Below are 23929 nucleotides of genomic sequence, written 5' to 3'. Positions count from 1 at the left end.
GTGAAGAACTCTGGCTTTAGGCTGGCGCAGTCTGAAGCGCGGCGGTGAGAGCGGTGAGGATTTGGCGCAGCAACAGGCTGAGCCAGCGGATGAGGCGGCGGAAGTTGTAGCCGGCGGCGGCGAGGACGGCGTTGGCAGCGTCCCCCTGGCGGAGCCAGAGATAATTGCGGCCCATGCGGTGCTCGGCCTTGAGATGGCCGATGACGGGTTCGACGGCGGCCCTGCGGCGCAGTTCGCGCTTGATGTTGGGCGTCACCCCTCGCTTCTGGCCGGAGATGAAGACCCTGAACTTGTGATCGGGCGGCGCGTTGTGGCCGCGGTATCCCTTGTCTGTCATTCGGCCTGCAATATTGGCTCTGACTCATATGTGGAACGGCCCGGGCTGCAAGATCTTTCTCTGGTTGAACAAGGGATGACGGTGCGGTCATATGTTCGGCCTGTGAAGCGGCGCCTGGCCGCTGGCCACGATGATATCCGCGGAAGCAATCGCCCAATCAATTTCTCGCGCTCGAAGCGCAGTGAGTCAGGCGGTCTGATTGCTACCGGGAATGACGTCATTCGGGGTTCATCCAGATTTGCACCTTGCCTCCTCGGCAGCTTTCTTCTTCCGCCGGAGAGCTCTTAAGATTAGGATTTCAGCATTGCGGTCGGCGCCTGATAGATGCCGCCTCTGACCAGCAAGGCCCAGATCGTGCGCGCAATCTTATTGGCGAGCGCGACCGATACGACCTTGACCCGGCCGTCTTTGCAGCATGGTCCGAATCCAGAGTGGGACTTTCAAGCCTCGTTTAGCAAGCTTGATGATAGAGGTCGCACCAACGATCAAGAGCGTCCGTAGTTGCCGATTTCCACGCTTTGATATCGCGCCGAGCCTTTCTTTTCCGCCGCTCGACTGTGCCCTCGGTGTGAGCCCCGTCCAAGCCGCAAAATCTCGTGCAGTCGCAAAATTGCGAGCATCCAAAACCGATGTCCGAACGGTAGCGGCGATGAGAGGACCGACACCCGGAATGCTCATCAGACGCCTTGCATCGGGGTCCTTTCTGACGGCAACCAAAATCTCTCTGTCGAGCTTCTCTATGCGGGTTGTAAGCAGCTCAATCTGTTCAGCGAATAGGATCAGGGCAAAGCGGGCGGCGCCGGGGATCCTATTGTCTTTTTCGTCCCGGAGAAGCACCAGGAGTTTTGCGATGCTTGCCATGCCTGTGCCGGCGATAATGCCCAATTCGGCCATATGAGCACGTAGGGCATTTGCAGTCTAGCTGCGCTGCCTCATCAGCAGCTCTCGCGTTCGCAAAATCATGCTGGCCGCTTGTTGTTCGGCAGTCTTCACCGGTACGAACCGCATTGTCGGGCGGGTGACCGCCTCACAATTGGCTTCAGCATCCGCCACGTCGGTCTTGTTTCGTTTGACGTAAGGCTTCACGTAGGCTGGCGGCATCATGCGGACAGCGTGGCCCAGCGCCGCGATCTCGCGTGCCCAGTGATGGGCACTCGCACAGGCCTCCATACCTACCAAGCAAGCTGGAAGGCTCCGAAAGAAGGGCAGAACCTGCGATCGCCGCAATGTGCGACGAACCAAGACTTTCCCGTTTTCGGCGATGCCGTGAACTTGAAAGATCGACTTGGCCAAATCCAAACCCACCGTGATAATCTTCTCCATGGAACGGTCCTTCCTTTGTGGCGCTTCTCTACGCGACCACGTTAGGCACTTTTGATGCCGGTTCGAAGGGCCGTTCCACACCATCACTTTTGATGAAGTTCAAGCGCCGGCTCGTGTTGGTTTCACAAAGGAATCAATATGATGCAGCGTGCCCTACGTCCGTCGGCTCTGGTCCCTCACGGGTTTGACGTGGAAAGCGCCTTTTGTGATGGCGCTACGACCGTGATCACCGTGCGTCCCACGAGCGGGACGAGTCTCTGTCCCGGATGCGGGACCAGTTCTGGGCGGATCCATAGCCGATATCAGCGTCGCCTAACCGATCTGCCGCTTGCGGGGCGGCAGGTTCGCTTGGTGGTCGTGGCGCGCCGCTTCCGCTGCGTTACTGCTCTCTGCGGTCGGCGTATTTTCACCGAGCGCTTCGATGACGGCGCTCTAGCACCGTGGGCGCGGCGAACGACCCGGCTCGATCTGATCGTCCATCACCTTGGCCTCGCCTTGGGTGGCCGCCCGGCGGCGAGTTTTGCCCGTCGACTTATGCTGCCCGTGAGCAACGACACATTGCTTCGGGTGGTTAGAAAGGCGCGGATGTCCGCCCTTTGCTGCGCCGAGTGTTATCGGCATCGACGATTGGGCCTGGCGGCGCAATCAGCGGTACGGAACGATCGTCTGCGACCTCGAGCGGCGACGACCGATCACTCTCTTACCCGACAGAGAGCCGGCCACCGCGCAGGCCTGGCTCGCGGGGCAGCCACAAATCGCTGTGGTCGCGCGTGACCGCGGCGGTGGTTATGCCCTTGCTGTGGCCAAGGCACTCCCGCATGCCACCCAGGTCGCCGACCGTTGGCACCTCATGGAGAACGCCAGCCACGCCTTCCTGGATGCTGTTCGCAAATCCATGCGCCAGGTCCGCATCGTGGTCGGCTCCGCCACCATAAATCCCAACTTATTGACCGCCGCCGAGCGCATTCAATATGAGGGCTATCTTCGGCGAGAAGACACCAACTCGGCAATCCTCAAACAGGCTGAGACGGGCGTCTCCATAAAGGAGATCGTACGGCTCACCGGCCATAGCCGGGGCCTCATCCGCAGGGTATTGCGAGGTCAGCGATCCGACGTGTTCAGGGTGCGCGAGAGCTCGCTCGAGCACTACCTGCCATGGCTCGATGTTCAGTGGGCCGCTGGTCATTGTAATGGCGCCGACCTGTGGCGTTGCCTCAAGGCGCAGGGATTTAGAGGCTCGGTGCGAGTCGTTGCCGAATGGGCGACACGCCGTCGGCGTGCCGAAATGCCCGATGCTCAGAGCCTGCAGCGCGTACCGTCCGCGAGAACTATCGCCCGCCTGATGACCCATGGCCGCGATACACTATCAAGGTCAGAGACCGTCACCATTGCGGCGATCGAGCAAGGCGTTCCTCTTCTGGTGGAAGCTCGAGAGATCATAGCCGCTTTCCATGCGATGATCCGCAAGAAGGCTCACGGAGAGCTTGAACCATGGTTGGAACGGGCACGCGCAAGCCTCGTCATGTCTTTCGCCAACGGCGTCATCAAGGACAAGGCCGCCGTCAGCGCAGCGATCACAACGTCCTGGTCCAACGGACAGACCGAGGGCCAGATCACCAAGCTCAAACTGGTCAAACGCCAAATGTACGGACGCGCCAAGCTCGACTTGCTACAGGCTCGGTTAATCGGTGCCACATGACCAGTGCTGCACCAAAATTGCGTCAGAGCCCAAATTTGACCCCTCGTATTGCCTCACTTGCAGATGTTACCCTGGCGGCGCCGTGGCCGATGACGATCCGAGGTCGCCTGATGGGTCGCGCCAGGTAGCTTTCCCGGCTTGCTCGATGAGAGGGGCTGTGGGCGGGTCGGGCCCTACATAGCCCGAGCCGTCCACAACCCCGGGCAATGGGGCTGCGGTCGTGACGTCCGCAAGCGGCTCCTTCGCGAGCAACTGCTTAACAGTCTTCCGTCGAAGCACCCTCAGCAGACGCTGCACAATAGAATGCTGCGTCGGCCCGAAATCCTCGGGGTATTTCTCGCTCAGCCGGCAGACAATGGCGAGCGCAGTTAGCTGCGGCTGCTCGGCGAGCCAACCCTCGATCACAGCAATATGCGGATCGAGCTTGGACGGCATGCGAACCCTGGTTTTATAGGGCCGACGGGTGCGCCGGTGTGTGGCACGTGGCTCGCCGGAGGTCGTCGTCTTGCCGAGCGTCTTCGCAAAGGTGGCTGTGGTGGCTGGCGCGGTGCTCGTGCTGGCGGCTTGCAGGCCGCGCACTTGTCCGGCACGACGATCGACGCGATTGCCGAGTTCGTCCTGGGTCGCGCGAATCTCGGCCAACAGCCCGACCGGATCGAGCGAGCGATACTGATCGCGCAGCCGCTTCTTTGCGGCTGCGGTGACCTTGGGATGCGCCAATGCACGCTCATAGGGTGTTGATGGGAGATGATAGCGCTTGATCACTTTAGCCCCTTCGCGGCGCTTCTCCTTCAGCTTGAATGACGGCTGGAAGAAGTTGACGTAGAGCCTTGCCGCCGCATAGAGGCGACCCATCACGCGCGCCGTCTCGACGCCATCGAAGCGGCCATAACCCATGAGGCGGCGGACGACGGCACCATTCTTCTGCTCGACGAACGCCTGATCGTTCTTCTTGTAGGCGCGCGAGCGTGTGACTTCGAGCTTCTGTTCGCGACACCATGGCACTACGACATCGTTCATGAAGGCGCTGTCGTTGTCGAAGTCGACGCCGCGCAACAGCCAGGGGAACAGGCTCTGTGCGCGGTTGATCGCCTCGACGACCAGCGAACCTTCCCGCGTCACCAACGGCAGACACTCCGTCCAGCCCGTGGCGACATCGACCATCGTCAAAGTCTGGATGAACGAGCCAGCCACCGACGTTCCGCCATGGGCGACCATGTCGACCTCGCAGAAGCCAGGCGGCGGGCTGTTCCAGTCATTGAACGTGCGGATCGGGACCTCGCGCCGGATTGCCGAATAAAATCCGGCACGGCGTCGCCTGCCACCGCTCGCCGCGACCTTCACGTCCACGAGCAGGCGGTCGATGGTTGCGGGGCTGATCGAGAGAACACAGTCACGATCCGCCTGGCCAAGTCGCAATCGGCCATATTGCTCGAGGGCAGGCAGCAAGGTCGGGATCATCACCTTGAGCCGCTTGCCGCACACCCGATCCGACGCCTCCCACAGCGCCGTCATCGCGTCCTTGATCGTCGCACCATATCTACGCTTGCGCTCTCGCGGTGCCTCAACTGCGCCGGGCCCAACCGTTGCGCGTCGCCGGAGTGCGCGCACCGCATGCTTGCGATGCCAGCCCGTCGTCGCGCACAGCTCGTCAAGGATCCGCCCCTTCTCCGCTCGTTTGGCCGATCGGTAACGTTCCATCACCGCCGACACCACCTCGCGCCTCGCGCCCATGCTGATCTTTCCCGCCATGGAGGCCAGCGAACCAATTTGGTGGCGCCGCTGCATTCATCGGCGAGAAGTTGTCCAGTAACATTCTGGGTGAGGCAATGCGCCCCGTATCGGCGTCCAATTTTGGCTCTGACGCATATTCGATGATCGTGATTGTTTTTATGGCGCGCCAATCAGCCTGGCTTGAAGTAGATCGAGCTTAGCGCGCCCGTACATCTGCCGTTTGACCAGCTTGAGCTTGGTGATCTGAGCTTCCACTTGGCCATTGGACCAGGGTTGCGTAATAGCGGCGTGCACCGCGCCCTTATCGTTGGCGATTCCATTCGCGAACGAGGCGATGAGGCTCTGCTTGGATTCATCAATCCAAGGTTCGAGCTCCATCTCGGCCTTCTTTCGGATCATCGCGTGGAAGCGGCCAACGAGGGCTTGCGCATCGGCCAGCATAGGGACGTTTTGTTCGATGACCGCAAGCGTGACGGTCTCGGCCCTGGTTAGGTGGTCGCGCTTCGTCGTCATCAGCTGCGCTATCGTCCTGGCGGCGGGCACCTTCTGCAATTGTTGATGGTTGATAGTCTCGGCACGCCGCCGTCGCGTCGCCCATTCCGCCACCACGCGTAGTGATCCCTTGAAGCCTTGTCCCCTCAAGCGGCGCCAGAGCTCGGCACCGTTGCGACAGCCGACTGACCACTGCGCGTCCAGGAACGGCAGATGTCCGTCCAGGGTGCTTTGACGGGTGCGGAACATATCCGAACCGCCGCCGCGGCTAATTTGGCGAACCTGATTGCGACTATGTCCTGTGCGGCGGACGATCTCCTTGAGCGGCACACCGTCGCTGACGAGAGCCGTAATTACGGCATGGCTGTCCTGGCGCCGCAGATAGCCCTGATAGCGCAGCTTTTCCGCACTGGTCAGCAATTCCGGGTTGATCGTCGTCGCTCCGATTGCGGTTCGGATTCTGTTCATGGAGCGTCGCACCGCATCAAGGAAGGCCGCGCTCGCATTTTCCATCAGATGCCAGCGGTCAGCGACTTGGATGGCGTTCGGCAGCGCCTTGGCTGCTGCCTCGCCGTATCCACCACCGCGATCTCGCGACACAATGTTGATCGTTGGGTGCTTCGATAGCCACGCCCGAACGGTCGCAGTTTCCCTGTCAGGCAGCAGGGTAACGATCTGCCGCCGCTCCAAATCGCACACGATCGTCCCGTATCGAGGGTTTCTCCGGAACGCCCAGTCATCGATGCCCACAACAAGCAATGGATCTGTCGGCATCGCCGCCCGCCGGCGGACCACCCGTAGCAAGGTATCGTTGCTGACGGGCAGCATCAGCCGCTTGGCGAAGCTTGCCGCCGGCCGGCCGCCGAGCGCTAACCCCAAGTGATGGACGATGTATTCCAGTCGTGCCGTCCGGCGCCGTCGAAGCGGGACGATGTCTTCACCAAACCGCTCCGCGAAGATCCGCCGACGGCAATGCGGCACCTCACATGTGAAGCGCCGCGTGAGCAATCGGAGGCGCACCTTTCTGCCCGCTGATGGCAAATCGGCCACGTGCCGGATGTAACGGCTATGGATTCGGCGCGATGCTGTCGCGCATAAAGGGCACTGGGCCTCCGCAGCCTCTGACCGAACAGCCAGAATAACCGTATCCTCTGAATCACTTACGCCATCAAATACCAAACCACTCGGGACGAGCGATGAAATTCGAAAACCTGTCCGCATGGCGCCGATTCTCCGTTGAAGAACCACAGTCGCCGGCGAACTTCATCAGAAATGAGTCAGAGCCAATTTTGGACGCCGATCCCCCGGGCTTAGGGGGTCAATATTGCAGGCCGAATGACAGTCGCGTTATCGCCTTGCGACGCTCGATGGCTTTGCCATGCGGATCATTTCAATGTTTCCGGCGCGCAGCGGACACAACCCGGCAATCTTGCAACTGGCGAGCCCTGGATCGGACTATCCCGCGATACGCAAAGCGGCGGTCGCCCTCTTAGAAGCGGGACATCTCAGCGACGTCCTGCGGGCGACCTACGACAGACTCTTTGTCGATGAATATCAGGATTGCTCGGCTGTGCAGCATGCGCTGGCGAAGGTTATGGCAGATGCGCTTCCGTCCTGCGTCCTTGGCGATCCGATGCAGGCAATTTTCTGGATTCAAGGGAAACACGCTCGTCGATTGGGATAACGACGTGCATGCGACTTTCGGAAGTGCGGGTGAGTTGGGCACGCCCTGGCGATGGAAAAACGCAGGAGAAGAGGCATTCGGTCACTGGCTGCTGGAAGCCCGCAAGACGCTTCTTGCCGATGGGAGCATCGACCTTACCTCGGCGCCCAAGAACGTAGTTCACGTTCTTCTCGATGGATCTAACGATCATGCCATAAGGCTCAAGGCGTGCCTGACCAAGGCACCCACGGCGGACGGTTGCGTGCTGATCGTCGCGGATGCGACGAAGCCAGCGGAGCAGCGGCGTTTTGCCAGCCAGACGCCGGGCGCCGTCGCGGCGGAAAGCGTTGACATGCGCGATCTCGTGGAATTCGCGAACGCATTCGATCTTGGCCACGCGCAAGCCTTGGATCGCCTTGTTAATTTCGCCGCCCTCGTGATGACGAATGTGGGGCCGGACGACCTTCTCACGCGCGTCAAGACGCTTCGGGCTGGGCGCGCCCGGAAGGAGCCATCGGAAGTTGAACGTGCGGCAATGGAATTCGCGGGCAAGCCGAGTTACGCGGGTGCGTCTGCGGTCTTGGCCGCCATCAGCAAGGACGCGGGCGTTATGCGATCACGATAGCGCGCGTCATTTCTTCTCTCTCCTGCTTTGACTATCAAAGAAGATCGGAAAGAAACTGCGCTGCTGTTTCAAGCGCAGGATGTCGCTAATCTTGATCGTGTTGGCTTTGCGGCGCTCCCCGCCGCCTTGTTCGGTGATGACCTCCAGGTCAGGGTTCTCGATGATCGCTGAATTGATGTCGAGCATGTGGGCCGGCGTCGCGTTGTAGATACTCGCGTAAAAATCTCCGACTGGAAGCGCATCGCCGTAATTTGTGATGAGCCGTGGAATATCATCGTGAAGCTGCTTTCTCGCTTGCGCCCTTCCCGCCGCATCGAACACGTAGAGCATGCTATCGGCTTCACTTGGGTCGTAGGACAGCATGTGCAAACCGGACCGTCCGTAGTGCGCCTGGGTGCTGCTGTTCTGATGGAGAATGTTATTGTATTCTTGGCGGGCACGAACCGAATTTGCGAAGTGGATAAGCCAATAACGCCATCCGTCCGGGTTGTGGATGGAAAACGGGCTGACATAGTTCGCGCAGCGCCGGAACGACTCAAACACGATGCGTTCCGCGGCGCCAAGCCAGGCGTCCTTGGTCATCAAACCATCGAGCTGCGATAGATCATCTGGACTGACGCCAAACGGCGCAAGCTGCTTGGCCAGCGCGGCCCGATCCGTCTGATGCAAGAACGTCAGCAACGTCTGGATGCCGAATGTGTAGAAGATCTCAACCGACGTGAACGACGCGACGATGTCGCCGATCGTGTTGATTTCAACACTGCCTGTTCCGCATTGATCCAGGTTGAAGAGGACATTGTGATAACTGCCGCGTTCCAGCAGTTGCTTCACCTCGGGATAGAGTTCGTCGAACTTCTCATTACGATACTCGACGCGAAGGTGGAGCTTCGGCACGTTCTCCTTGATTTCGGCGACGAGCGAAGCGGCATTCGTTTTCAGCAACTCGACAGTCTCTTTGTCGAAGTCATTCAGGATGAGCAGGCATTCGATGTCGAGCGGCGACATCCCCTCGGCCCGACGCTTGATGTTGAATTGCTCAGTCGCGACACGAAGCTCGTTTATAAAGATCAGTGGAGAACCTGGACTGCCGCACTTGTATCGGCCGCCGCCCGCAAAACCATCGACGATGGCAAGACGAAACCGGGACTGCTGAGGAAGCTGGCAGCGCACAGCCAGGTATCGCGCGACGTATTCGGCGATGACCTTGTGCTTGCGTTTTGAGTGCTCCTCAAGAATTGCGCCCGTGACCCATGAATACGGTTTTTTCGACATTCGCCCCCAAATGAATCCTGCTATCCAGAGGCGTCATTCTCATAGCGCGAGCGAAGCCTTCGGCATTTCGTCCCAGACCTGATCGCGATATACGCGCCCATTGGCCTTTTTGGAACGACGCTTGTTGTCTTTCCCCCATGTCCCCCACTGCTTAAAGAAGAACGCGGTGTTGTGCATCGCACACCGATCGAAGATTTCATCGATCCATTCTTCACGGATCGGGCGAGCCGATCTTCCGCTTTCTCCGCCGACGATGGCCCAATGGATGTCGCGAAGATCGACTGACCCTACCGGGCCGATCAGCGGCTCAAATGAGATGAAACGGATCGCAGCCGGGATGGTGCGCAAATGATCGATGCGACCCGCGACGTTGGCGCTCTCGACGCTGGTGCCGAGCCATACGTTCGGCAGAACTTCGCCGATCTTGGAGCGAACCAGCGCCCCCATCCGCTCCGGACGCTTGGTAAGGATCTGATAGTGATGGTGGGGCGTGGCACGCATGACGGCCCACACTCTCAGGATGAAGGCGTCCGTCACCAGATCATGAAACAGGTCAGACATCGAGTTAACGAAGATTTTTCGCGGCTTCTTCCAGCGCAGCGGAATGTCCAAGGCGGCCTTGTCTTCACGGACCACGCCGTTCCAAACGGTTCGTTTTCCGCTGCGGCGCGTGAGTCCTTTATATTTCGGGACATTCATCGCCTGAAGTCGTCTCGCCATTTCCATGGCATAGCAATTCGTGCAGCCGGCGCTGACGATGGAGCAGCCAGCAACTGGATTCCAGGTGGCGTCGGTCCATTCAATTTGCGTCTCGGCCATGACCGTTCCCATATTGTGCTGTCGATGACGTCGTCTGTCGATCACAGCCAATATCAGCTTAACCGTTAATACCGAGTTGGAAGGCGCCGGTCGCGGACGGTTACCCGCTGCAGCACTTGAAGCGTCCGTATTGGACGCCCCTGATGAAACCTTGCGAGACTTTCGCCTCCAATCGCCACTGCACTATAAGCAGGCTCCGGGTCGTACGTCGCGGATCGCCATCCTGCGCCGCAATCGCCTGGTCCACGGCCATATCAAGCCATTTCGATTCCGACATGGAATCGGCTTCCGCCGCTTCTGACATTTCGAGTTCCTGATTGACCTCGCTCGGTCTATGTTCTTATTTTGTTCTCATTGAGTCAAGCAACAAAAAACGCAGATTTACACCCTGGCGGGTCGAAGAGGAAAATGCCGAAACATTCGTCGTCACTGACGCCAACGGAACGAAGGTCGTGTAGGTTCATCATCGCGAGGCCTCGTCACGCTACTAGCTGGGCACGTTGGCCACGGCGCTGACACCGACGAGACCGATCGGGATCCAGCAATGCTGATCGAAGCTGTCGTTGAAGAACGATCGAACCATCGCGCCGACGAAAATCGTGAAATCACACAGACGTGCCCACCGCGACAGGAATGATTTATCCAGAAGCATGCGGCGCAAATCGTAACTGCCGCCCGCCCATAGCGCGGCGCGAAAATTTCCATTAACCCGTGCGGCTGTGTAGTGCGCGCCCCGATACGATCGTCTCGGGAACAGAAGGCGATCATCCGACCGCGTGGCCTTCTCCGCCGTCAGAGCTGGGACAATCCCGACAATAAGGACGTTTGGCTTGAGTTAGCGCGCGCCATAGGACGGCAAATTGCACGGAGATGAAAAAGACGGTTCGGGACAGCCGATAAGGGGGAACGGCATGACGACAGTATCACCGAAAATGAGGGCCGCACTCTATGCCCGTTATTCCAGCGACATGCAAAAGGCCAGCTCAATTGATGGTCAGCTATTGCTTTGCCGAAAGGTCGCCGAACGCAACAACCTGGATGTTATCGGTGAATTCGTCGACGCCGCGAAGTCTGGTCTTACCGAGGATGCGCGGGACGGCTACCACCGACTTCTCAACGGTGTGCGAAATCATGACTTTGACGTGATTGTCGTCGAGCACTTCGATCGACTATCGCGCGATCCCGCTACGATCCAACGCCTAAAGCAAATTTTCGAGTTCAACGGCGTTGACCTGATGGATCAGAAAGGCATTTACGCGACCGCCACCAATATCAGCATCGCGAGCCTCTACAACACCATCTACAAGCCGCAACTCGCTGAAAAGGTTCGACGCGGGCACGACAACGCCGTGGCGGATGGAAAAATTCCCGGCTCGTATGCGTACGGTTATCGGATGAAGCCTGGCGCACCTGGTGAGCGCTTGATCGACAAGAAGGAGGCGAAGATCGTATTCCGCATTTTCAGGGGGTATGTTGCGGGCCGTTCAACCCGAGTGATTGCCGCCGACCTCACCAGCGAAGGCGTGCCCTCGCCCGGTGCCACCCGCCACAAGAACAAGGCCGGGCGCACTACCTGGAATCATCAGTGCATTACGGGCGGTCGTCATGGTCGCGGAATTCTCAGCAATGAGCTGTATATCGGCGAAATACATTGGAATGTTCGTTCGACCATTCTCAATCCGGAGACACAGAAGAAACAAAAGCGCCGCAATCCTGATGAACGCCACCTCTTGGTCAAGAACCCCAAGATGCAGATCGTTCCGCAAGAGCTTTGGGACGCAGCGCAGAAAGTTCGCGGAGAACGTGCAATCCGTAAGTTTGGCCCGACCGGCAAGCCACAGCGCCGGCCACTGATGCCGCGCAATAACGAGCATCCTCTTGCCGGCGTCCTCCGATGCGGCGTTTGTAATGGCCACATGCGAATCGCGCAGTCGTCCCCGGAACGGCGCACCACGTGCCGCATGCGCCACCGCGCATAAGCGAGGCGCCTGCGAGCATAGCCGTAGCTTTAACATGGACGTTATCCGCTTCGCTCCGGCGCGGGCTGAGTTTGGGCCGCGCTAAACGACGTTTTTGAAGCCCGGCGGAAGGATAATTGTCGGCTTGCCAAGTGCGTTCATCGGATAAAGCAGAATGATGACATTGTGTGTCGTGTCGAAAGCCTCCGCCACGCACTCATAAGAGGTGCCGTTGCGATCCGTCAGTGAAAGGGTTGTGGGGCGTGTCATCCTTCGACCAACGGGCAGGATACGGCCAAGACTATGATCGGGCGTGATAACGGTGTCTGCGGGCTTGCCAAACCGAAGCATGAAGGAAGGGGAGGGTTCAATACGGCGGACGGCGGCCCGCGCACCGTGACCCGGAACGAACTCGATAGGTTCGAGGATATACACGACGCAGGCGCGATGGTGAGTACGCGCGAATTCCCGCGCTGAGGCGTAGTTGGATGCGCCGAATTTTTTCGCGAGCGTGATCGGTGTCTTGATGTCGAATTTACAGTCAGCGGCATACCGGGCATAAGCGTCGCCCTTAAACAGGGCGAACCTGGCAAAGTTGTTCGCCTCGCGTTCAAACTGGTCCGAGATTTCAGGATCGAGATGTTGTTCGCTATCTTGGAAAAACCGAAACATGCGCTTGTGCACAGGAAGATCGTGATGCGCGGTTTCGTGAAGGGTCAGGAAGGTCTTTTTGGATTTTGACTTTATAGCGCTGTCGTCAATGTGGATCAGCGTGTCAGCGGAATCGTATAGGCCGAACAACTTACCAAGGGCGGATTTAACGACGGTTGCTGTCTGGATTGCCTTTCCCGCCAAGTATTCCATGACGGCGACGGGATCGAATAGGCTGGTTTGTGCAACGCGCACGTTTGCAGCGGCGAGGATATCTTCAAGAGGCACGGGGAATCTGTCCCATGCGCTTGCGCGGTCAAGGAGCTGCCGCGCTCGCTCCTCGACCGCGCGAAGATCTTCGGGTTCGAGGCTGCTATCGTCAGCTTTTGTCACCCGGCTTTTTCCTCGCCCGCATGAATTCAAGGTACTGCAACATCTCGCTCTCTTCCTCGGCCGACAAATTATGCTCGGCGAACGTCGCGATGCGCCCGTGCCGCTCGGTATCGGCGCGCTTGGTGCCGGATATGTACCCGGCCATATCCATCAGATTCTCGAAGCTGATGGCATAGAGTTCTGCCAGCGCATGCAGAATGTTCGGCGACGGCTTTTTGATCTTGTTGTTTTCGATCTGCGACAAGTAGGCGTTTGAGACCTGCTTATTCGTCGCTTCCTCGACATCGCGCAGGCTCAGGCTCCGGTTCACGCGAATCGATGCGAGATACTGGCCGAGCGTTAGTTTCGACGTGTTCCTTTCGTCCGTGGGGGAGAGCATGGCCGGGTGCTCCTGCAAGGTATTGTTTCTATTGTGTTTCTACTCCAGTCATGCGGCTTCGTCAAGCGCGCAAAGAAGCTGCTTGATATTATTAGCGCGCTATGTAATATTGGAACTGTGGAAGGGCGAGGTGCCCGGATAAGGAGGATATCACATGACTGACAACCTTGAAGAAAGGGGCGCCGATCCCGGCGTGGAAGAGGTGCTGGACGAGATCATCGATCTCGAAGAGTACGCCAAACTGGGCAAGCGCCCGCCGCTCTCAAAGGGCTACCGCATCCTCGTGAACGGCGACCCATTCGTGGTGAACGAACCGAACCCGACCGGTCGGGCGATCCTGACCCTCGCGGGTCTCCTGCCTGCCGAGAACTACACGCTCCGCGTCAAAATTTGCGGGCGAGAAACCGCAGAAGGTTGGGCTCAACGAGCACGTCGATCTTCGCCGCCCGGGCGTCGAGAAGTTCAAAGCGCTGCCGCGTGATCAGACGGAGGGTTGAGCGATGCCCCTCCGCCGTCAGTTTGACTTGCTGCCCATCGACCGGGAATTTCTCGACGAATACGGTTTGCCGTGGGAAACCATCGTGGACGGCTCCCAATGGGTGCTGATCCACGATTTCCCGGTGCCGCGCGGTTATAATCACGCGACGGTGACGGCGGCGATCCGGATCGAGACCGGCTACCCGAACACCGAACTCAACATGGTGTATTTCTTCCCCGCGCTTGCGCGCGCGGACGGAAAGGCAATCGGAGCAACCGAGGCGCAGCAGCAACTCGACGGAAAAACCTACCAGCGCTGGTCCCGCCACCGCACGGGCGCGAACCCGTGGAAGATCGGGCGCGATCACATCGGGACACATGTCATTCTGATCGAGGACTGGCTTGACCGGGAGTTCGAGAAATGACCGCTCCCGTCACTCTGGCCTTTTCAGGCGACCAGCACGAGCACTTGAAGAGTTTTCTCTTCCCCGGCGACGGCAACGAGGCCGTAGCGATTTTGCTGTGCGGCAGCCGTGCGGGCGATCGCAGCCACCGACTCGTTGTGCGCGAGATTCACGGCATCCCCTACGAGGATTGTTCGGAGCGGACCCCGATGCGGGTCACTTGGCCGCCGGACTATATAGCCCCAATGCTCGACCGCGCTGCCGCTGAAGGATTGTCGATCGTTAAGGTTCACAGTCATCCCGGCGGCTATGCCGCCTTCTCGCTGACGGATGACAAGGGCGACGAGCGACTTCTGCCGATGATCCGGGGATGGGTCGAGGCAGACGTGCCGCACGGCAGCGCCGTGATGTTGCCGGACGGCCAGATGTTCGGGCGCGTCTTGAACGCGACCGGCGGCTTCGATCCGATCTATTGCATAAGTGTTGCCGGAGACGATCTGCACTTTTGGTACGCGGACGCGGGCAGTATCGAACTGCCCAACTTCGTAGCCTCCCACGCCCAGGCATTCGACAAGGGCACGATTGAGCGTTTGCGTCGGCTGTCGTTCGCGGTCGTTGGCGCGTCAGGGACGGGCAGCCCGACCATTGAGCAGCTTATGAGGCTTGGTGCCGCCGTGATTGTCGGTGTCGATGACGATCACATGGAGGAGCGCAACGTCAACCGTATCCTGAACTCCACCATGCATGATGTGAAGAACAAGCGCCCTAAGGTTGACGTGTTGGCCGACGCGGTCGAGCGCACAGGTCTCGGCACCACGTTCATTACTATAAAGAAAAACCTGTGGGACCCCGAGGTCATCCGCGAAGTTGCCCAATGCGACATCATCTTCGGCTGCATGGACACCGTAGACGGGCGGTATCTTCTCAACGCCATCGCTTCCTACTATTCGATTCCCTACTTCGATATCGGCGTACGCCTGGACGCGACAAAGGATTTCGATGGCGTAGCGCACATCCGTGAAGTTTGCGGCACCGTGAACTATTTGCGCCCTGGCCGGTCCAGCCTTGTCAGCCGGGGACTGTTCACGATGAGCGACGTCGCCGCTGCCGGTCTGCGCCGCAACGACCCGACTGCTCACGACCGGCAGGTGGAGGATGGATATATCAGGGGCGTGGCCGGGCACCGGCCCGCCGTCATCAGCGTCAACATGTTTGCCTCAGCGCTTGCCGTGAACGAAATCCTTGCGCGCCTGCATCCCTACCGTGAGGAACCGAACGGCGCGTATGCCGCCGTCACGTTTAGCCTCGCGAGCATGGAGCTCATCTACGATCCAGAAGAGGGAATTTGCGATATCCTGGGAGCGAAGGTTGGCTTCAGCGATACCACGCCACTCCTGGGGCTCATGGAGCTCGCGGAAAGGCGAAAGACGTGAACATGTTTCGTCGCTTTTGGCTGAATAAATATGGCCGAGCAAATCGGTTTGTGCGGGGCGCATACGGGCGTATCCATAATTGGATCGTCCCTCCGTATCCTACCTTGTTCGTGGAAGACACCCTTCCCAAGCAATTGAAGCGCCGAACCCTCTACATCGTCGAGGAGGATGGTTTCCAAGAGCAAGCAGCAATGATCTGCCCCTGCGGTTGCCGTTCTGTTTTACATATGAATCTTCTTCCTGATGAACGCCCTTGCTGGCGTGTCACACGCCATGACGACGGGACTGCCACTCTCCATCCCTCGGTCTGGAGGAAGAAGGAATGCGGCTCGCATTTTTGGTTTCGAAATGGCCGCGTCGTATGGTGCTAATGACGATGCGACTATCAAGGAACGCGACACCGCTGAAAAAACGAGCGGGGCGTCGCGCAGGTCGTATTCGACCGCGCCCTCGCTGAAACGCGCCAAGAGGCGCGGATCACTGAGGAGAAGATCGCTAAATTCGTCGGGGTGATGCGAACGAATGTCCTGAGTCGTCCGTTAACAACCCGGTTGAAGCGGTGATCGGTCGCTGGCAGCAGCGATGAGGGCGGTCAGGATCAGGCACCAAAGAGCCCTGAACCAGGCGAGGATGCGGCGGAAGTTGTGGCCGACGGCTGAGAGGATGACGTTGGCGGCGTCTCCTGCGCGGCCTTTGAGGTAGCAGCGGCCGAGGTGACCATCGGTCTTCAGGTGTCCGATGATGGGTTCGATGGCGGAGCGGCGGCGCAGCTCGCGCTTGATGACACCGAAGACGCCGCGCTTTTGACCCGAAATGAAGACGCGACGGGGATTCTGTGCGTCGTGGCCGCGATATCCCTTGTCGACATAGGCCCGCTCGATCGCACAGCCGGTGAGCGTCTCGGTGCGGTCGATGACGTCGCGCAAGGTGTGACCGTCGTACGGGTTGTCGGGCAGCGCCCTGGCGTGCAGCACGAACAGGCCACCGGGAGCACGGCGGTTGTTGGTGACGATGGAGGCTTTGACACCGAACTCGTAAGGCGCGGCTGCCTTGCCCTTGCCGATACACTCCACCTCCGGGGCGTGGAAGGAGTAAAGCTTCCAGCCGCGCTGGCGCTGCTGCTGCGAGCGGATCTGCGAAGCCCGGCTGAGCGGGAGGGCGAAGGCGTTCTCGAGCACCGCCTGCCCTTCGATCTTGCGGCGGATATCGCGAATGATCCGGCCCAGCCGGCTGCGCAGGATGCGCAACTGCCGCTGATGCCGCTTGAATTGCTTGGCATGAGCGTAGCGCCCCGCCATCATTGCCGCGGTCTTGGCGATGCGAAGATAGGACTGCCGCAGCCTGACCCCGTGCTTCCTCGCCAGGCGGTTGAGCCCCTTGATCGCCGCGTGCAGCAGCTTGGCATCGGTCGGGAAGGTGATGGCCTTCGGCTGCACGGTGGTATCGACCGTGACCCGCTTGAGGTCCTGGCTGCGCAACGCGCCGGCCTCGTGCGCTACCCGCAGGCTCTCGGCCAGCAACAGCTCCAGCTTGTCGCCGAGCCGCTTGCGCCAGTGGCTCAGGTCCGAGCGCTCGTGCGGGAACGCGTGCTGGAAGAACTCTTCGCCGGTGAAGTACTGGAAATACGGGTCGTGGACCCAACGCTCGCACACACCCTCATCGGACAGGCCGTAAATGTGCTTGAGCAGGAGCAGCCCGATCACGAAGCGGGTCGCGATGCCCGGACGCCCGTTCTCGCTATAGAGCGGCGCGATCTCGCCGTCGATCCAGTCCCAATCGACCTTGCCGGCGAGCTGAACCAGCTCGTGCTTCATGTTGATGATCTGGTCCAGCCTGGCCCGGAACAGATCGCCCGATCCCGTCGTCCTGTGCTTCTTCGGTCGCATCGCCACCTCCGATGCGACCACGGAATCATGACTGGCGATTCGACGGAATCCTGAAAATGAAATCGCAAGCTTCCGATGCCCGAAGCATCAAATCCCTGCAATCCCAAATCAGTCTACAAAGACAAATGCGATTCTGGCTCAGTCGCTTAGCCCAACTTCACGGACGACTCCTGACGCGCGAGACGCCATTCCCGCGGGCCTACATCCGGGCCGTGATTGACCAGGTCGAGGTCGATGACAAAGAGATCCGCAATCGGCGGGCGGACCGTTCTGGAACGCCTCGTCATGGGCGGCGGCCATTCCGGCCGGAGTGTCCAGTTTTGTTCGGAAGTGGCGCACCCGACACGATTCGAACGTGTGGCCTCCGCCTTCGGAGGGCGACGCTCTATCCAGCTGAGCTACCGGTGCTTACTGCTTACGCAGATTTGGCGCATGAGATAACCCAACGCGCAACCCTCGCAAGCCTTTGCATTACAATGCTCTTTCTTCCTCGCTGTTCGCACCAGCTGCCTTGACACATGCCTTCGGCGGGCAACGGTCCATGCCCATCAATCGGGAAACATCGCGCTCCACCAGTGGCGAGAATGGAACGAGGTGACGAATCAGAAGCTAGCATCCCGCGCTTGCTTCGCTCAGGGTTTGACGAGGAACTTCTATAAGTGGCTTCCCACCCCGCGCGATCGGCCAAATCGCGTAGTTGTGGAGCGTATTTGAGCGCATCTTGGATAGCGTCTGTAATGAATTCGATCGCTCTCGTCTCGCCAGCGGACACTGCGGTCGCCTTGGGTGGCTTGCCGGTGGTGATGAGCTTGATTGCCCTGAGGATGCGGTCAGTGTCGGTCAGCGGCACAGCATGAATCTGGCCGAAGGGCTTGGGCAGGTGTTCGGGCAGGATGTCGGAGTGATGGGCGTTAACAAGCTTGCCCTGCCGTATGGCGTGATCAGCTTCAGAAAGTACCCAATTGGAATTCGCGGAAGTGGCCGACCAAATGATCACCGCGGCGGAGCAATTGTTGAGCTGCGCGTCAATTTCCGCCCCGGAACCGCTGGATCGGCCGCAACTCCGTGTCCCACCAGACGGTGAGGCCGGCGCCTACCAAAATCTTCGCCAAATCTTCGGTCAGTTTGCGTTCCGCCTTGGAGTAGCTGATGAAGACGTCTGCCGTTGCCTAAACCGCTGATCTCGAATCACAAATGTGCTGCAGATGGTACCGTGTTTCGAGGTGCACGCCACTAGGCAAAAGGGTCTTGGCGGAAGCCAGTTTCAGGCCGCACATCAATCGTGGCGACACCGCGAATAACGCGGATTCCTTTCGCCGCCGGAGATATCTGGTTCTGAACAGTTCTGCCATAATTAGCCGGCTGATCGGGGCCTGCGGCATCGCCATCTGGGCGTAACGGGACTGCCGGGTGGAAGACTCGGAAGGTGAGTTCGAGAATCTCCCCGACGTTGTTGACTGTTGGCTCAATTCGGAAACGCGCAGCGCATCCCCAAGTCCCTGCGGCTCGCCACGGAAGGGGCTAGAGAAATCTACGCTTGTTCACGCTATTGCCCTCCAACGCCCCAATGGAATCAAGCTGTTGTTAGCCTCTTGTTGCGATATCGTCAAACCAGAGTTGGCCGACGTTGCGTCGGATACGACCATCGCTGCAGAACCAGCGAGAAAACTCGCTGTAAGGGAACGACGCGTGAGCATGAGAGAATGATCCTACAAAGGTTGAATAGGTGCGCGACTCGTCGAGTCCCGAGGTCTTCACTCCCGCGTCGGTCTCGATCGTCACACGGCCGTCGGCGAATATGCCGCGGCTGCCGGGCGCTGGAAATGGCGTGATCAGTGTCCGCGGACGGCGCGTATCGACCTTAACAAGAACATCCCGGAGACCGTGGGGCTGCTGTTTGATGGTCGGCCGCGTGCGCACGGTCAACGAATTTGCAGACCCGGATTGGGTCAAGGAAATGGAACGCCGTTGTCGACGACCGCGGCGGCGGCACCCTGCGCATGCCGGGCAACCCATGGATTTTCAGCCTTTCGGAATTGCCCGCCCCGGGAGTGCCCGCGTTTCAGGGCGAGTACAACGAGGAGATCCTCAAGAAGCTCCGCCTGCCTGAAGACCGCATTCGCGACATGCAGCAGCGAAACGTTCTTTTGAGCCGACGCTAGCGCAGAAGCGGAGCGCGAAGGTTAGCGTTTTTGGCGGATCGCCCCTCGCGTCTACGATCACCAAAAGCGCTTGTTGCGCTAAGTCGATTGGTGGCTTGCTGAAGTGAGGCATAGTGTTCAAAGACGGCACCTCTCGCCATCAAACCATTCGTGGCGCCATATCGATCGATGAAACAGACCAGCCAAGGACGGTAAAGGGCTGAGGGATGACGCGCGCAACTTTTTGAATTCGCAAGCTCACCCCGTTCAGATCGTACACGATCGCAAATTCGTCTTCGGAAACGAATGGAAGCTCGAGCATGCCCTCATAGAAGGCGCGACCACGTCTTTCGCGAGGGCACCTACCCTGTGGAATGAGGGTACCCCTTGGAAATATCCGGTGGACGGGCCGCGCGAATGCGCTAAACTAAACTGCCAACTACATACCTCTACGCGTTGGAATCAAACGCCGCCCAATCCCTGGGCGGCGTTTCTGCTGTGTGCCGAGTATGAACGACAGCTTGGAGGTGGAAGTCCTCTATCCAGCCTGATGGCGGCGAAGGATTAGCGAAGCGCAAGGGCGTCATCGTGAGGTGGGGTCTGAAGACAGCGTGGAGCAAAGCCGCGGCCCGATGGACAAGCACCGGATAACGAGGCCTACCCGGCCGGACGAGCGAGCAACTGATCGCGAAGTCCACAGTCATCAAGGACCGGGGTGGTAAATTCGGCGGGGGTGCGGTGAAGGCGGTCGGTCTTACCTCGGGAGGTCTGTGCTGTGTCCCGGCAACGGGACTGAGGCCGTCGCAAGGCGGCCTGACCGCAGTGCAGAAGTCAGCCGAGGGCATAGTAGGCGGCGGCGCGCTGCCGAAGGCCTGAACGGTGGAAGAGGCCAGTAGAGCGGTAATCTCGTGCGAGCCATGCGGCAGAAGAAACAGATCGAACTGAACTTGGGCACCGGAGCGAGGGGTGAAGCCCCGAAGGCCGCCGCCCAAGAGGCCGAAGCACGTGCGGCGAAAGCCAGTCTCGAACGCCCGGCGGTCGCAGGGGCCGTTGATGGAAGCAGTGGTCGAGCGTGAGAATCTGAAGGAAGCGTTGGCGCGAGTGAAGCGCAATAAAGGTGCGGCAGGCATCGACGGCATGTCCGTTGATGAGCTGCCGACCTACCTGAAGGAGCACTGGCCCACGATCCGAGCCCAGTTGCTGGAGGGCACCTACAAGCCGCAACCGGTACGACGCGTCGAGATACCGAAGGCATCGGGCGGCACTCGGCCGCTCGGCATCCCCACGGTGCTCGATCGCTTCATCCAACAGGCGGTACTGCAGGTGCTGCAGGCGGATTGGGACGGAACGTTCTCCGGAACGAGCTTCGGCTTCCGGCCGAAGCACTCGGCGCATCAGGCTGTGGAACAGGCGCAGGCGTACATCGCGTCCGGCCACGGCTTTGTCGTGGACATCGACCTGGAGAAGTTCTTCGACCGGGTCAACCACGACGTCCTGATGGGGCTGGTTGCCAAGCGGGTTGCTGACAAGCGCCTCCTGAAGCTGATCCGCGGCTTTCTGACCGCGGGCGTGCTGGAAGGGGGACTGGTCAGCGCGACGGAGGAAGGTACGCCGCAAGGCGGCCCGCTCTCGCCGCTGTTGTCGAACCTGATGCTGGATGTGCTGGACAAGGAGCTGGAGAAGCGCGGCCACCGCTTCGTGCGCTACGCCGATGACTGCAACATCTATGTGCGCAGTCGAAAGGCCGGCGAGCGGGTGATGGCCGGCATCGAGAAGTTCCTCGAAAAGCGCCTCAAGCTGAAGGTCAACAAGGCCAAGAGCGCGGTTGCCAAGCCGAGCGTCCGCAAGTTCCTGGGCTTCAGCTTCACAGGCGGGAAGGAGCCGCGGCGGCGTATCGCACCGCAGGCGATTACCCGCTTCAAAGCGAGAGTCCGGGAGCTGACGCGACGCACGTGCGGACGAAGCCTCGAACAGATCGCCAAGGAGCTGTCCACTTACCTTGTCGGCTGGCGCGGATACTTCGGCTTCTGCCAAACCCCGTCGGTGTTGAGCGCACTCGATCAGTGGATCAGGCGGCGGTTGCGCGCCATCGCCTGGAAGCAGTGGAAGCGTGGTCGCACTCGCTTTGCCGAACTGCGACGCCGTGGTGTCGGCCGGGATCTGGCGGCTCAAACTGCCGGCAGCCCACATGGCCCTTGGCGGTTGGCAGCGAGCCCTGCGCTTAACATTGCCTTGCAAACTGTCTTCTTCAGGTCACTCGGCTTGGCTTCCATCGCGGCTCCGAGACCCGCATAATCCACCGAACCGCCGTATACGGACCCGTACGTACGGTGGTGTGGGAGGGGCGACGCCGCGAGGCGTCCCCCTATCCCGATTCGGGTAGGGACCCGGATTTCTGCTTCGGGTAGGGACCCGGATTATTGAGGAATCCGGGTCACCAGAGCATAGAGCTTTTGACCTTTCTTCAGATTCTTTGCCGAACGTCCCTGCACTTCCATTTCGTTGTCGAGCGCAGCGCGAAATTCCTTTCCAAATTGCATAGCCGTCAAATCGTGGCGCGTGCTTCGCTTCGGATCGCTGGAGAGATTGAACGGACCGATTTTCTTCGGATAGACGAGCACGAGTTCGGCGGTCTGAATGTCATCCCATTCGAGGTTGTTGAACCCGAAGAACTCGGTTTTCTGAAAATTCAGGTCGCTCATATCGTTCGGATGCGAGGTCGGATAGGTACCACGGATCTCCAGGATGTCGCCCTTGCTGAGGTGGGCTTTCGGATCGATGAACTGAATCAAGCAGTGCTTCGCTGCCTTGTGGTCGCTCCTGTCCTCGAGCGCCAGGGCGCGGATCGGAATGTCCCGGTCCCGCGTCTGATTCCTCACACTCCAGATGGTGGGAACAATACTGGTGCCCGACAAGAGGAGATTGGACCGGTAGTATCTCACGTCGTCGCCGAGCACCTTGACTTCCGAGACACGGGTGACCGTATCGGCTGGCCGGCGGGCGGCGTCTTTCTTGTCCCGGAAGAATTTGTCGCAATTGATGCGGATCATGAATCGCGAGAGCGTCTGCTCAAAATTGCCAGCAAAATCGCTGGACAATTCATCCAGCACATTGCGGTACTGATCGACGTCGATGACATCGACCACGCGCGCCTCTTTCGGGGAGGCAATCGAGCCATACGACGTCAGGAAGTTTTCGATTCTGGCAAGCGCGGCGTCTTTTTCTTCTTTGTACCATTTTTTGTCCCGCAACACCGCGAGCGCCTCGCGAAAGTCGAGGAGACCCAGTTCCGTCTTCTGTTCGAACTGAAAGGGCGCTTCGATCTTCGCCTTCGACCTTGAAACGCCGTGGTTGATGGAGGCCGACAGCAGCGCCAGCAGATAGGTGAATATATTGTTTGTCGTTGATGGTTCCTTTTCCGGCGAGACTGGATAGATGGCGAAGACCGGCGAGGCGACGTCAGCCAGCAACCCTTCGATCGGAAGATTGTCGCAAAGCCCGCCGTCGACGTGATGGCTGCCCGCCAGCGAAGCAAACGATCGGAAGATGATTGGCAGGGCGCAGGAATCTGTCAGCGCGGAGACCAATGACCCCTTCTTGTGCTCAACGGCCGCAGAAGCCACGATGTTCGACGCGATGATCGTTAGCGCGGTGGTGCGGTTTTCGATCGCATGATCGTCACGGCCGGTCGAGAACTTGAACAGGGCCCGAAAGAAATCTCTGAGCGCGTTCCCGTTCAGGACTGGCCGTCCCGCCCATACGACGTCCAGGATCGCGTTGCGATGCTTGAACCATGTCCTGAGGTGCCACCATTTGGGAAGCGACTTGAGTTCGGCAAGCGGCCGAATATCTGCCGGTATCAGCTTAGACACCCAGCCATCGCCTTGGCTGTCGAGGAAGTCCAGGACCTTGGAAAAGTCTGCGTCACAGGCCACGAGTGCGGCGCATATGGCGCCGGCCGAGGTTCCGGCAACGGCCTTGATCTGCAGATCACCGCGCTTTTGAGCCGTGACAAAGGCGTCGGCGACGGGCAGCATGACGGCGAACTTGGCGCCGCCACCCTGGAATGCCAATTGGATATTAGGGATTGACATGATATGGTTCGCACCTATCTACCGTGCGCACTCTATCTTAAGAGGCCAAGATGTCGCAGAAGAAGGCACGAGTTGCAACGCGATTGGGCGTTGACGAAGTCGCGCTCTGATCAGATCTGGCCACTAAGGCTCTGATTTGCGTGTATATT

General features: G+C 59.4%; 20 protein-coding genes, 1 tRNA gene and 3 pseudogenes. 10 read left to right on the top strand and 14 right to left on the bottom strand.

The features are described from left to right. Nucleotides 1–16: 16 nt before the first annotated feature. Nucleotides 17–334 (bottom strand): annotated as a pseudogene (locus tag ACVWW3_RS24475) (IS5/IS1182 family transposase); the annotation flags it as partial. Between the two features lie 293 nt (nt 335–627). Beyond that, nucleotides 628–1660 (bottom strand): annotated as a pseudogene (locus tag ACVWW3_RS24470) (IS110 family RNA-guided transposase). 141 nt (nt 1661–1801) lie between these two features. Here ACVWW3_RS24470 and ACVWW3_RS24465 point away from each other — a divergent pair. Further along, a pseudogene (locus tag ACVWW3_RS24465) lies at nt 1802–3359 on the top strand (ISL3 family transposase). A gap of 66 nt (nt 3360–3425) precedes the next feature. Here the strand turns inward: ACVWW3_RS24465 and ACVWW3_RS24460 are convergent. Together ACVWW3_RS24460 and ACVWW3_RS24455 are read right to left on the bottom strand one after the other, a co-directional pair. Beyond that, nucleotides 3426–5093, bottom strand: a complete 1668-nt coding sequence (locus tag ACVWW3_RS24460; RefSeq protein WP_456648392.1) for a transposase — start codon at nt 5091–5093, stop codon at nt 3426–3428. A 156-nt stretch (nt 5094–5249) separates the two neighbouring features. Further along, entirely contained in the window at nt 5250–6806 is a 1557-nt protein-coding gene (locus tag ACVWW3_RS24455) for an ISL3 family transposase (RefSeq protein WP_456648393.1), read from the bottom strand. 157 nt (nt 6807–6963) lie between these two features. Here ACVWW3_RS24455 and ACVWW3_RS24450 point away from each other — a divergent pair, with 157 nt between their 5' ends. Together ACVWW3_RS24450 and ACVWW3_RS24445 are read left to right on the top strand one after the other, a co-directional pair. Continuing rightward, nucleotides 6964–7269 carry a UvrD-helicase domain-containing protein gene (locus tag ACVWW3_RS24450; RefSeq protein ID WP_456672162.1) on the top strand — a complete coding sequence of 102 codons (306 nt, stop codon included), beginning with the start codon at nt 6964–6966 and terminating at the stop codon, nt 7267–7269. Nucleotides 7270–7273: 4 nt separating this feature from the next. Further along, nucleotides 7274–7873, top strand: coding sequence for a hypothetical protein (locus tag ACVWW3_RS24445; protein ID WP_456672161.1), 600 nt, complete (start codon nt 7274–7276; stop codon nt 7871–7873). A gap of 6 nt (nt 7874–7879) precedes the next feature. On the opposite strand, the gene ACVWW3_RS24440 is transcribed toward ACVWW3_RS24445, so the two are convergent. The 3 genes from ACVWW3_RS24440 to ACVWW3_RS24430 all read right to left on the bottom strand — a co-directional run bounded on the left by ACVWW3_RS24440 (nt 7880) and on the right by ACVWW3_RS24430 (nt 10625). Next, complete coding sequence (locus ACVWW3_RS24440; protein ID WP_247280251.1) at nt 7880–9145, bottom strand: three-Cys-motif partner protein TcmP; 1266 nt, start codon at nt 9143–9145, stop codon at nt 7880–7882. A 39-nt stretch (nt 9146–9184) separates the two neighbouring features. Then, nucleotides 9185–9964, bottom strand: coding sequence for a phage Gp37/Gp68 family protein (locus tag ACVWW3_RS24435; protein ID WP_247280252.1), 780 nt, complete (start codon nt 9962–9964; stop codon nt 9185–9187). Between the two features lie 487 nt (nt 9965–10451). Next, on the bottom strand, nt 10452–10625 hold the full coding sequence (locus ACVWW3_RS24430; protein WP_247280253.1) for a hypothetical protein: 174 nt from the start codon (nt 10623–10625) through the stop codon (nt 10452–10454). A 250-nt stretch (nt 10626–10875) separates the two neighbouring features. Between ACVWW3_RS24430 and ACVWW3_RS24425 the strand changes: the two genes are divergently transcribed. Next, nucleotides 10876–11943: a recombinase family protein gene (locus tag ACVWW3_RS24425; protein ID WP_456648395.1), complete on the top strand. Its 1068-nt coding sequence runs from the start codon at nt 10876–10878 to the stop codon at nt 11941–11943. A gap of 81 nt (nt 11944–12024) precedes the next feature. On the opposite strand, the gene ACVWW3_RS24420 is transcribed toward ACVWW3_RS24425, so the two are convergent. Together ACVWW3_RS24420 and ACVWW3_RS24415 are read right to left on the bottom strand one after the other, a co-directional pair. After that, nucleotides 12025–12966 (bottom strand): ImmA/IrrE family metallo-endopeptidase, encoded by a 942-nt coding sequence (locus tag ACVWW3_RS24420; RefSeq protein WP_456648396.1) that lies wholly within the window; start codon nt 12964–12966, stop codon nt 12025–12027. Then, nucleotides 12953–13345, bottom strand: a complete 393-nt coding sequence (locus ACVWW3_RS24415) for a helix-turn-helix domain-containing protein (protein WP_456648397.1) — start codon at nt 13343–13345, stop codon at nt 12953–12955. The genes ACVWW3_RS24420 and ACVWW3_RS24415 overlap by 14 nt, the downstream gene beginning before the upstream one ends. 154 nt (nt 13346–13499) lie before the next feature. On the opposite strand from ACVWW3_RS24415, the gene ACVWW3_RS24410 reads away from it, so the two are divergent. From ACVWW3_RS24410 to ACVWW3_RS24395, 4 genes are read left to right on the top strand one after another with little or no spacing between them, the layout of a single operon-like run. Beyond that, nucleotides 13500–13826: a multiubiquitin domain-containing protein gene (locus ACVWW3_RS24410; protein WP_456672160.1), complete on the top strand. Its 327-nt coding sequence runs from the start codon at nt 13500–13502 to the stop codon at nt 13824–13826. A 19-nt stretch (nt 13827–13845) separates the two neighbouring features. Then, on the top strand, nt 13846–14247 hold the full coding sequence (locus ACVWW3_RS24405) for an E2/UBC family protein (protein WP_456648399.1): 402 nt from the start codon (nt 13846–13848) through the stop codon (nt 14245–14247). Then, nucleotides 14244–15659, top strand: coding sequence for a ThiF family adenylyltransferase (locus ACVWW3_RS24400; RefSeq protein WP_456648400.1), 1416 nt, complete (start codon nt 14244–14246; stop codon nt 15657–15659). The genes ACVWW3_RS24405 and ACVWW3_RS24400 overlap by 4 nt, the downstream gene beginning before the upstream one ends. Before the next feature lie 2 nt (nt 15660–15661). Continuing rightward, the gene (locus ACVWW3_RS24395; protein ID WP_456672422.1) at nt 15662–16030 is read left to right on the top strand and encodes a DUF6527 family protein; all 369 of its coding nucleotides are present in this window, start codon (nt 15662–15664) and stop codon (nt 16028–16030) included. Between the two features lie 168 nt (nt 16031–16198). Here the strand turns inward: ACVWW3_RS24395 and ACVWW3_RS24390 are convergent, their stop codons facing one another. The 4 genes from ACVWW3_RS24390 to ACVWW3_RS24375 all read right to left on the bottom strand — a co-directional run bounded on the left by ACVWW3_RS24390 (nt 16199) and on the right by ACVWW3_RS24375 (nt 19471). Further along, nucleotides 16199–17545, bottom strand: a complete 1347-nt coding sequence (locus tag ACVWW3_RS24390) for an IS5 family transposase (RefSeq protein ID WP_456648401.1) — start codon at nt 17543–17545, stop codon at nt 16199–16201. Nucleotides 17546–17876: 331 nt separating this feature from the next. Next, nucleotides 17877–17953, bottom strand: a tRNA-Arg gene (locus ACVWW3_RS24385). A gap of 617 nt (nt 17954–18570) precedes the next feature. Next, nucleotides 18571–18696, bottom strand: coding sequence for a hypothetical protein (locus ACVWW3_RS24380; RefSeq protein WP_456649756.1), 126 nt, complete (start codon nt 18694–18696; stop codon nt 18571–18573). A 433-nt stretch (nt 18697–19129) separates the two neighbouring features. Beyond that, the gene (locus ACVWW3_RS24375) at nt 19130–19471 is read right to left on the bottom strand and encodes a hypothetical protein (protein WP_456648402.1); all 342 of its coding nucleotides are present in this window, start codon (nt 19469–19471) and stop codon (nt 19130–19132) included. Nucleotides 19472–19476: 5 nt separating this feature from the next. Between ACVWW3_RS24375 and ACVWW3_RS24370 the strand changes: the two genes are divergently transcribed. Both ACVWW3_RS24370 and ltrA read left to right on the top strand, forming a co-directional pair. Next, a complete protein-coding gene (locus ACVWW3_RS24370) occupies nt 19477–19707 on the top strand; it encodes a hypothetical protein (protein WP_456648403.1) in 231 nt (76 codons plus the stop codon). A 1032-nt stretch (nt 19708–20739) separates the two neighbouring features. Then, on the top strand, nt 20740–21981 hold the full coding sequence (gene ltrA, locus ACVWW3_RS24365) for a group II intron reverse transcriptase/maturase (protein ID WP_456672159.1): 1242 nt from the start codon (nt 20740–20742) through the stop codon (nt 21979–21981). Nucleotides 21982–22103: 122 nt separating this feature from the next. Here ltrA and ACVWW3_RS24360 read toward each other — a convergent pair whose 3' ends face one another. Further along, complete coding sequence (locus ACVWW3_RS24360) at nt 22104–23780, bottom strand: patatin-like phospholipase family protein (protein WP_456648404.1); 1677 nt, start codon at nt 23778–23780, stop codon at nt 22104–22106. Nucleotides 23781–23929 lie beyond the last annotated feature (149 nt).

It is taken from the genome of Bradyrhizobium sp. LM2.9, from assembly GCF_054056555.1.
This window is presented reverse-complemented; position numbering and strand designations above follow the sequence as displayed.

Coding starts and splice junctions, on each gene's coding strand:
- ACVWW3_RS24440 (WP_247280251.1), bottom strand. CDS start 9,145: ATGTCGAAAAAACCGTATTCATGGGTCACGGGCGCAATTCTTGAGGAG.
- ACVWW3_RS24460 (WP_456648392.1), bottom strand. CDS start 5,093: ATGGGCGCGAGGCGCGAGGTGGTGTCGGCGGTGATGGAACGTTACCGA.
- ACVWW3_RS24455 (WP_456648393.1), bottom strand. CDS start 6,806: ATGCGGACAGGTTTTCGAATTTCATCGCTCGTCCCGAGTGGTTTGGTA.
- ACVWW3_RS24425 (WP_456648395.1), top strand. CDS start 10,876: ATGACGACAGTATCACCGAAAATGAGGGCCGCACTCTATGCCCGTTAT.
- ACVWW3_RS24435 (WP_247280252.1), bottom strand. CDS start 9,964: ATGGCCGAGACGCAAATTGAATGGACCGACGCCACCTGGAATCCAGTT.
- ACVWW3_RS24400 (WP_456648400.1), top strand. CDS start 14,244: ATGACCGCTCCCGTCACTCTGGCCTTTTCAGGCGACCAGCACGAGCAC.
- ACVWW3_RS24405 (WP_456648399.1), top strand. CDS start 13,846: ATGCCCCTCCGCCGTCAGTTTGACTTGCTGCCCATCGACCGGGAATTT.
- ltrA (WP_456672159.1), top strand. CDS start 20,740: ATGGAAGCAGTGGTCGAGCGTGAGAATCTGAAGGAAGCGTTGGCGCGA.
- ACVWW3_RS24410 (WP_456672160.1), top strand. CDS start 13,500: ATGACTGACAACCTTGAAGAAAGGGGCGCCGATCCCGGCGTGGAAGAG.
- ACVWW3_RS24390 (WP_456648401.1), bottom strand. CDS start 17,545: ATGCGACCGAAGAAGCACAGGACGACGGGATCGGGCGATCTGTTCCGG.
- ACVWW3_RS24450 (WP_456672162.1), top strand. CDS start 6,964: ATGCGGATCATTTCAATGTTTCCGGCGCGCAGCGGACACAACCCGGCA.
- ACVWW3_RS24360 (WP_456648404.1), bottom strand. CDS start 23,780: ATGTCAATCCCTAATATCCAATTGGCATTCCAGGGTGGCGGCGCCAAG.
- ACVWW3_RS24415 (WP_456648397.1), bottom strand. CDS start 13,345: ATGCTCTCCCCCACGGACGAAAGGAACACGTCGAAACTAACGCTCGGC.
- ACVWW3_RS24395 (WP_456672422.1), top strand. CDS start 15,662: ATGTTTCGTCGCTTTTGGCTGAATAAATATGGCCGAGCAAATCGGTTT.